This window comes from Clostridium sp. CAG:265 (assembly GCF_000436575.1).
GTDB classification, from domain to species: domain Bacteria; phylum Bacillota; class Clostridia; order Clostridiales; family Clostridiaceae; genus Clostridium; species Clostridium lentum.
Window position 1 is genome coordinate 1 of record NZ_FR886616.1, and the last position, 8,627, is coordinate 8,627.

Annotated in this window: 4 protein-coding genes; 1 reads left to right on the forward strand and 3 read right to left on the reverse strand. The window is 26.7% G+C overall.

Annotated features, from left to right (window positions below; genetic code table 11):
* Positions 1 to 199: 199 nt before the first annotated feature.
* Entirely contained in the window at positions 200 to 1,429 is a 1,230-nt protein-coding gene (gene dcm, locus Q5O29_RS06455; protein WP_022212150.1) for a DNA (cytosine-5-)-methyltransferase, read from the forward strand.
* 2 nt (positions 1,430 to 1,431) lie between these two features.
* On the opposite strand, the gene Q5O29_RS06460 is transcribed toward dcm, so the two are convergent.
* The 3 genes from Q5O29_RS06460 to dptG form a co-directional block, all read right to left on the reverse strand.
* Complete coding sequence (locus Q5O29_RS06460; protein ID WP_022212151.1) at positions 1,432 to 2,853, reverse strand: Sau3AI family type II restriction endonuclease; 1,422 nt, start codon at positions 2,851 to 2,853, stop codon at positions 1,432 to 1,434.
* A gap of 93 nt (positions 2,854 to 2,946) precedes the next feature.
* A complete protein-coding gene (dptH, locus tag Q5O29_RS06465) occupies positions 2,947 to 8,178 on the reverse strand; it encodes a DNA phosphorothioation-dependent restriction protein DptH (RefSeq protein WP_022212152.1) in 5,232 nt (1,743 codons plus the stop codon).
* On the reverse strand, positions 8,159 to 8,627 hold a 469-nt coding region (dptG, locus tag Q5O29_RS06470), incomplete at its 5' end, for a DNA phosphorothioation-dependent restriction protein DptG (RefSeq protein ID WP_302631850.1). The genes dptG and dptH, both read right to left, overlap by 20 nt.

The window sequence follows — 8,627 nt, forward strand, 5'->3', positions numbered from 1 at the left end:
TTACAATATATATTATTTTTTAAATATAGAAAAATTTAAAAAAAAGCTTTTTAATAAATACTTATGATTATTAAACTATATATTGTAAGCATACACATACATTTAATAAAAATATTATATTTCATAAATTTTATAATTCGATCTTCACAAATTTAATTTAATATAGTATAATTACATAAGTACAAAGGAGGTAGAGTGCGTGAAAAAAACTATCTGTGAGCTTTTTGCTGGTGTTGGAGGATTTAGAATAGGTTTTGAAAACAATTCTAAAGACTGGACTACTGTTTTTGCTAATCAGTGGGAGCCTAGTAAAAAAGTTCAACATGCTTTTGAATGTTATAAATATCATTTTAATGAATTTGGTGGTGTTACTGAATATAGTAATACTGATATATCTCAAGTCCCTACTAATGTTATTCCTGAACATTCAGTATTAGTTGGAGGTTTTCCTTGTCAAGACTATTCAGTTGCTAGTACAGGTGCTAAAGGTATTGAAGGAAAAAAAGGTGTTCTTTGGTGGGAAATTGAAAGAATTGTAAAAGATAAAAGACCTCCATTTATTCTACTTGAAAATGTTGATCGTCTATTAAAATCTCCTACATCACAAAGAGGTAGAGATTTTGGTGTGATTTTATCATGTTTAAATAATCTTGGATATTATGTTGAATGGAGAGTAATCAATGCAGCTGAATATGGTTTCCAACAAAGACGTAGAAGAACTTTCATTTTTGCTTGTCACAAAGATACAAAATTCTACTCTATAAAAGATAAACCTATAAAATCTATTTTACAAAATGAAGGATTCTTTAGTTCAATTTTCAAAGTTGAAGGCTTTGACGAATTACATATAAGCCATTCTACTATAGAATATAAACTTCCTATGGATATTTTAGAAACATCTAATAATTTTAAATTTGATTTTAAAAACACAGGTGTATGCTTTGAGGGAAATATTTATACAATTGAAGCTTCGCCTTGTGAATTACTACATAATCCGCCACTTACTCTACTAGATATATTAGAAAAAGAAGTAGATGAAAAATATTATTTAATTGGTGATGATTTAGATAAATGGACTTATATGAAAGGTGCAAAGGCTATTGAGCGAACTTCAAAAACTGGCCATAAATATACTTTTAGAGAAGGTGCATTATCTTTCCCTGATCCTATAGATAGACCTGCAAGAACAATGCTTACAAGTGAAGGAAGTAAAAATAGAAGTACACATGTTGTTGAGGATTTAACTACTGGAAAACTTAGACTTCTTACTCCAGTTGAATGTGAAAGAATAAATGGATTCCCAGATAATTGGACTAATACTGGAATGACACATTCATTTAGATATTTTACAATGGGTAATGCCTTAGTTGTAAATCTAATAACACTTATGGCTGAAAAATTATATGATATTATAGAAAAAGAAGACTAGCATTAGTCTTCTTTTTCTATTTGCTCTTTTATATATTTAGCATTTAACCAAAAACATTTTCTCTTTTCATATGTTCCTTGAGGTGTAATCATCAAATCTGAACTATCCTTACCTTTTGGTCTTATATGTGCAATTTCTCCATCTTTTATTTTTATAAAGTTGTCATAATCACCTAATTTAATCTTTTCAACGGTGTCTTTCCATACCTTTTTCATGCTTCCTTCCAAATCACTCATTGGCATATTCCAAAACATTACTTTTTCAAGAATTATATCTTCTAAAGATACATCTGCCAGTTTATTCGTATTAGTCTTAAGTTTAAATACTATCCATAAATGCTTTTTATTCTCAAACTTATCTCTTATTTTAGAATCTTCCCATTCTTCATTAACTATTTCACAAAAATCTATTTGTTCAAATGACATTGATTCTTTAGGCATATTATTTTTTTTTAATACAATTGTCTTAATTTCAATATTTGCCTTTTGGAATTCATATAGATTTTCAAGTTTGTCACCAAACTCTTTCACACATATATCATCTATTACTAGTCTATTAAAACTTTTAGATTTTCTTTCTCTCTTAATATCATATTTTCCAATTATCTCTCTAAGTGATAAACCTTTTAGCCTTTCAAATGTGTCTAATACAGCTTGATCAAATGATACTCCCTTAATTTTATCAGATACACTTTTATATTTTTCCTGCTGTATATAAGTCTCTCTAATCATTAGTTCTTCTATTATAGAATCAACATAAGATCTCTTAAAACAAAATGCTCTCTGAGGAGCTTCTACATCAGAAAATGGTTGCTTTCTTTTACTCTTATCAGCTGTGCTCCCTTTTGTACACGCACCTAAATATAATGTATCTCCTTCAGATATCTCTTCAGCTCGTCCTTCTTTAACTTTATTGACTATTATATTCCAATCTTCTTCAATAACTTTCATATCTTCATCAGATGGAGTCCATAAATTTATTAATTCAAATTTTAAATCTTCTACGGCTACATCTTTTTCATTTAAATAGAACATCAATAATAATTCTTTACATTTTTTCATTAATGAATTATTATCCCAAGTTTCCTTTGCAACTTCCATATAATCTATTATTGATAATACAATTCTTTCTTTAGCAGAAATTCCTTTCTGTTCTCTTAATAAATCTGATTTTTCTTTTATTTTAATGGATTTAAGAGGAGCAACTTTTAATTCTACACCAGCTTCTTTAAAATCAGCATCTTTATTTGAATTAACTTTATATCCAAAAAACTCCTCTTCTACAACTTGTCCAAGTCTCCCTTTTGCTTTTTTATTATCAAACCTATGGGTTAATTTTTCACCATAAAACTCTCTTAAGCTTGTATTAAGTAGTTTTCTTGCATATTCTTTAATAGACTCTTTATCTTTGCTACTATACTTCATAACTTTCTCCTTCTTATTTACATGCTTATTTTTATAAAAAATTCCTACAAATATCTATACTAAATATATAAAATCTGTAGGAATTTTATATTATTATTTTTTTATCCTATCATTAAGTGATGATATACTTATTTTAATAGGCTTTGCAAGAATCATTTCTCCACTATCATCTCTAATTGGTCCATAAGAAATACAATTTCCTTTTTCTAAGTTAATTAATTTCTTTGTCCATATTTTTCTTTCCTCTGAGCTATTGGCAAATCCATTAGCTACAACTGAAGCTTCCTCTTCTGTTTGTGCAAAATAGATTTTTTGAGCTGAGTTTTGTAATCTACTTATGGTTGCTTTATCCATCTGACCTTTTAAAAATTGAGTTGAAAACCATGCTGACCATCCAAATTTTCTACCTTCTGTTAATATCTTAGTTGATGGTGAATTATCCCCAAAGTTCAAGTTTTGAGCTTCATCTAAAATTACAGCAAAAGGCTTGTCCTTACTTCCATGTTGTGTTTTATAGTTCCATAAATCCCATAATATCATTTCTGTTATTATTCTTTGTACATCTTTTGTATAACCAGTTAATTGAATTATAAATATTTTTCCACCATCTTTATGTAAATCATCCCATTGGAATTCTTTACTTTCTTCGAATGGATTTTTATCTAATAATACATTTAATTGAGATAATGCGGTTTGTGCATATGAAGATTTATCTTCTTCTAACTCATTCCTAAATGTTCTTAAGTTTAACTTTCCATCATATCTATCTAATCCATTCTGTACAGCTTGGTAAATAGAATTTAATTGTTGAACACCTAATTCTTTATAAACTGCACCTATAACTGATTTAAATCTTTCTGCTACATCAACTGAATCTTCATCAATGAAAATATCTTCATCTAATTCTTTTTGCCCTTTCTTAAAGGGATTTAAAGGGAATTTATCTCTTGCTACAATAAATTGCTTCAATCTATCACCAATGTACTCTTTAAATTCTGGTTCCAATTGAGATGATTTAAACCCATCAGTATAATCAATTATTATGGCAGGCACTCCATTATCAACTAACTCTTTTAAAGCGCATTGAATAAAATATGTCTTTCCATTTCCAGATTTTCCTGTAATAAGCATGTGTCTATTAGCTAGCCCTTTATTTCCATATTCCCAATATATTTTCTTAGTTGATCCTTCTGCTTCTCCTAATAATATTCGCATATCATTTTTGAAATTTTTATTTTCATTATTTTTTTCTATTATTGGCTTAGTATCTATTGGTTCTAAATCTCTGTCTAAACATTTCTCCAAATCTAAATCATTATCTACTTTTTCTTCTGGAAAGTTATCTATTACTTCATTTTCACTATTAATTTCATCTATCCAATCATCATTAACTTCTTCATCAATTTCACTATCTTGTATCCATTCAGTCTCTTTTAATCCTTCTAAGTTTTTATTTCTTAACAAATCATTTGTTGGTATATCTAATTCTCCATTACCTAATCTTATATCTAATTCTGTAATGCCTTCAGCTACCCCATAATAAGCATCATCTTCTGTTAACTCAATATAAAGAATATCCTCATCTTTTCTAATACTTCTCCATGTATTATCTTTCTTAAATGAAATTAGAGCACCTTTACCTATGATATCTTCTAATTCAAATGACACATTATATTCATCATTTAATAATAATTTCTTTAGCCTTGTAATTCTATCAAACTCTTTATCGTTCCATATATTGTTAACACATAATTTTTGAGCATTTGTTATAAATAATTTTATAAAGAAATTTCTAAAGAACTTATTTTTAAAAACTTTTCTATCATTAATTTTATATTGAGTTAATTGATTTCTTAATAATTCATAAGTATTAGCTAATTGTTTTGAACCTTTATTAACTACAGTCGCAAAATTATATCCAACCTTTACTTCAACAGGATAATAATACACTTTTAAATTATCTTCATCTTTAATATTAACACCAATAAATATTAAATCATCACTATGCATTCCCTTTTCCTTTAAATTTTTAAGCGAAAATATTCCTTCACTTTTATTTAATTTAACTGCACTAGATACCCTTATTATCTCTTCTAAAGATATTGGAACCCATATTATATCTTCATGATTTAATATACTTAATCCATATTTTAAAGCAGAAATTATACTAAGTTTTTCTCTATCAAACTCACTTTTATTAGCAATTAGATTAAGTAGCCATTCTCCATTAATACTATTGAAACTTTTTATTATTTCATTTAATTTTTCTTCATTTACATTTTCAATATTCTTTTTACTTAAAAATTCTTTAATAATATATTTATATTGTTCTGATTTATTTGTAACTGTAATAGTATCATATTGATCTGTAGAAGTATATTGATCACTATAATGAATTACTACTAATTCATCATTGTTATCTTCTTCAAAGTACTCCAATCCAAAACTTGGTTCAATGAAAGTTACCCAATTAGATGAATTAAATAATTTTTCTTTTACTTCTTCAGCTAAAGTTAATGGTCTAGTTACTATTGATGTATCCTTTCTATAAGGGTTTATTCCTCCATTATAGCAGTTCACAGCTAATTCATTTAAGTTTATTGCAGTTCTAATTAATTCATTTTTATTATCTACTAAATTTCTTGTACCAAATCCAATTCTATAATCATTATTGTTATTATTTGATGTTACCGTAGATAATAATCCTCCTAATGATACTCCTGCTTCAAGACTGCTAGCATTATCTTCTGCTGCCTCTTCACTAGCACCAGTTTTATAAAAAGATATATGTGCATATTTATAATTTATATCATTATGTTTATAATACCTTATATTTTGTAATGCCATTCTCATAATATCAATTTCATCAAATTGATTATTCTTTGACTTAAATGATATATCAAATTCTTCTTGCAATTTTTCAATGCTATTTATATCAAAAAATCTGTCAAATTCAGATATTCCTTTGCCATTATAAACATTTATTTCAATTGGAATAATATTTTCCGAGTCACTATTAATTTGATTTTTAATAAAATCAAATACACCTCTTACTACTTCCCTATCATTCTTAATATTAATTATATTAATTTTTATAGGAGCTCTATATCCTTTTGGGAATAAATAACTAAAATTATTTATAAATTGATTTAACTTTTCTTTTACTACTTTTGCTACAAATGCATTTGTTTCCCCAACTGAAACAGTCTCTTCTTTTTCATATATTAACCATTCCATATTTACTTTTTGATAAATAGGTTTATATAATTTATTTTTATCTCCATAAATATATGGTAGCAAACTATTTGGAGTTAATCTTTCTAATATATGAGTTTCTACATTATCATTACTTAATTGCTTATTTACTTCTAAGCTATAAGCAATATTAATTGGAGACAATGGAGTAAACATTATCTTATCATCGCTTTTTATAGTACCTATTTTTAATAAATCTCTCTTTAACTCATCATTAGCGATAATGTCTTTTGATTGAATCTCTTCAATTTCTTTATTGAATATATTTAAATACTCTTCATAAAGATTTCTAAGTTCTTCATCTATATATGTTAAGCTAGGTATATTATTTTTTCTGGTGTAGTACTCAATAATATTAAGATAAGCATTTGTTAATTCAGTACTAAGCTTTAATTCCTTCTTTGCTATTTCATCTATCTCAAGTACTCCATATAATATTTTATTATCAATAATACTTTTTTCCTTAATAAAGGTTTCTTTAAGTTTTTCTTCTAAGTAAAACTCATCTGTACCTTGTTTTATTTTATTTTTTTCCCAAGTAAACCCTTCGCACCTTTCTCTCTTTCTATTCATTAAATTTATAGAGTGAATAGGTCTACTTCTGAAGTTCTGTTCTTTGATTTCTAATGGAACTATACCTTTATCAGATTTCAATATAACTCTTAATGAATCATCATCCCATGCAGATGACATATTTGAAATTCTTACTGAACTGTTTTCAGTTACCTCTAAAATATCATCTGAATTATCAACATTAACTTCTTTCAAATTATTGCAAGTTCCAAACTTAATTTCACTTCCATCACTATTAATCTGAATTCTATTTTTATTTCCAGACCCTGTTTTTATTTCATATATTGTCTTAATAGACTTCAAGTAATCCTCTTCTATATTCACAACTGCAACATTAAATTCATATTTTGATTTAGCTTGTTTCTTATGCTCATATACAAGTCTATAGAAAGAAGAGTCATACTTATCTGCTGGTAAAGTAACTGTCATCGTTTTACCTGATACCGTAACAAACTCCTTACTTTTTAGCTGAATGTATTCCGTATATAGCGTTTCAGTAAATTTAAATTTAAGCTTTATTGAATCAAGTTTTCCATTATTAAATACAATTATATGTCTTTTTCTCTTTCCTGATGCAGTATCCGCTTTTGCTTTTTCCCAATACACAACTCCTTCAGAAATAGTTTTATTCATATTCTCTTCATATCCGAGAGGCTTATTTTTTAAATTATCTTCAAAAGATTGCTTTACTGCAACGTAATCAGTTTCTCTCCAATTCTCTTTTTTTAATTTTTCTACACCTTTACTATCAAATAACTTTTCCAATTGCTGTTCTTTATCTTCATATTCTTGATAACCTTCTACTTTTGAATATAAATTATTATTTTCTTTAAGTCTCTTTTGAATACTTTTTACATTAGACTTTGAATAAGTATCTAAAGCTTTATCTGGAAACAATCCTATTTCTTTATAATCCGATTTATCTAATGAATTCTTATTTATAATTGATAGTACTTCCTCATAGTCCCATAATGATGCGTTATATACATCTGATAATTTATTATTAATATGGAACTTAACAATTTCCTTATCAATTTTGCTTAATTGTGATTTTTCCATTTCATTATTTAAGTTATTAGAGATATATTTAACATTAAGTGGCATACCCTCTGTTTTCATATCACGGCATCCGTTTTTTATACTATCATTAGGCTCATTACAAATTATTAATAAAGCTGTATTTTCCCACTCATTTTGCTGTTCTTGGGAGGCATTTCTAATTGTAACTAAATATGCTGGTGTAACATTTATTGTTGATGCCACAACAACTTTTACATCATCTTTAAGACTAATAGAAAATGTACTATATTCACTTCCTAACTTATGTCTATAACTAAATTTATTTACATTTTCACTTTGAGATAATTCATTATAAAACTTCTCAACTTGATCTTTTTCATCTAATTGTATATAGTATCTTTCCCCTGCCTTAACTTCATTGGACTCAAAATACTCCACTACCTTATTTGATAAATATTTATAAAATTGATTTGACATATTGAGCATCCCCACTATCACTTTTTTTATCTATTAAATTTAATTTACCTAATAAATCAATAACTTCAACTTGAGAATATGAGTCTAAAAATAACCCTCTTCTTTCGTATTCTTTAAATAAATCTTTTAAAGTTATTTTATCTTCCTTTATACATATAGCAGTAATCATAAGTAATATTTCTTGTGTCATATTTAGCATATATCCATAGCTACCGCCTCTTATCTTCAAGAAATATTTTTTTCCTATTTCTTCAATCCATAGTGCATATCTAGCAATTGTTGCTGATTCTATTTTTTCTGCTAAAGATTTTTCTAAAGTATTTACTAATTCTTCAAATTCTAATTCTACATCAACAGGTTCTTGACCAAAGTTGTTTCTATAAATTTTAATCCATTCATGAATAGTGCTTAAGTAACTATTTTTTTCTTCATTAGATGAATTATTAATA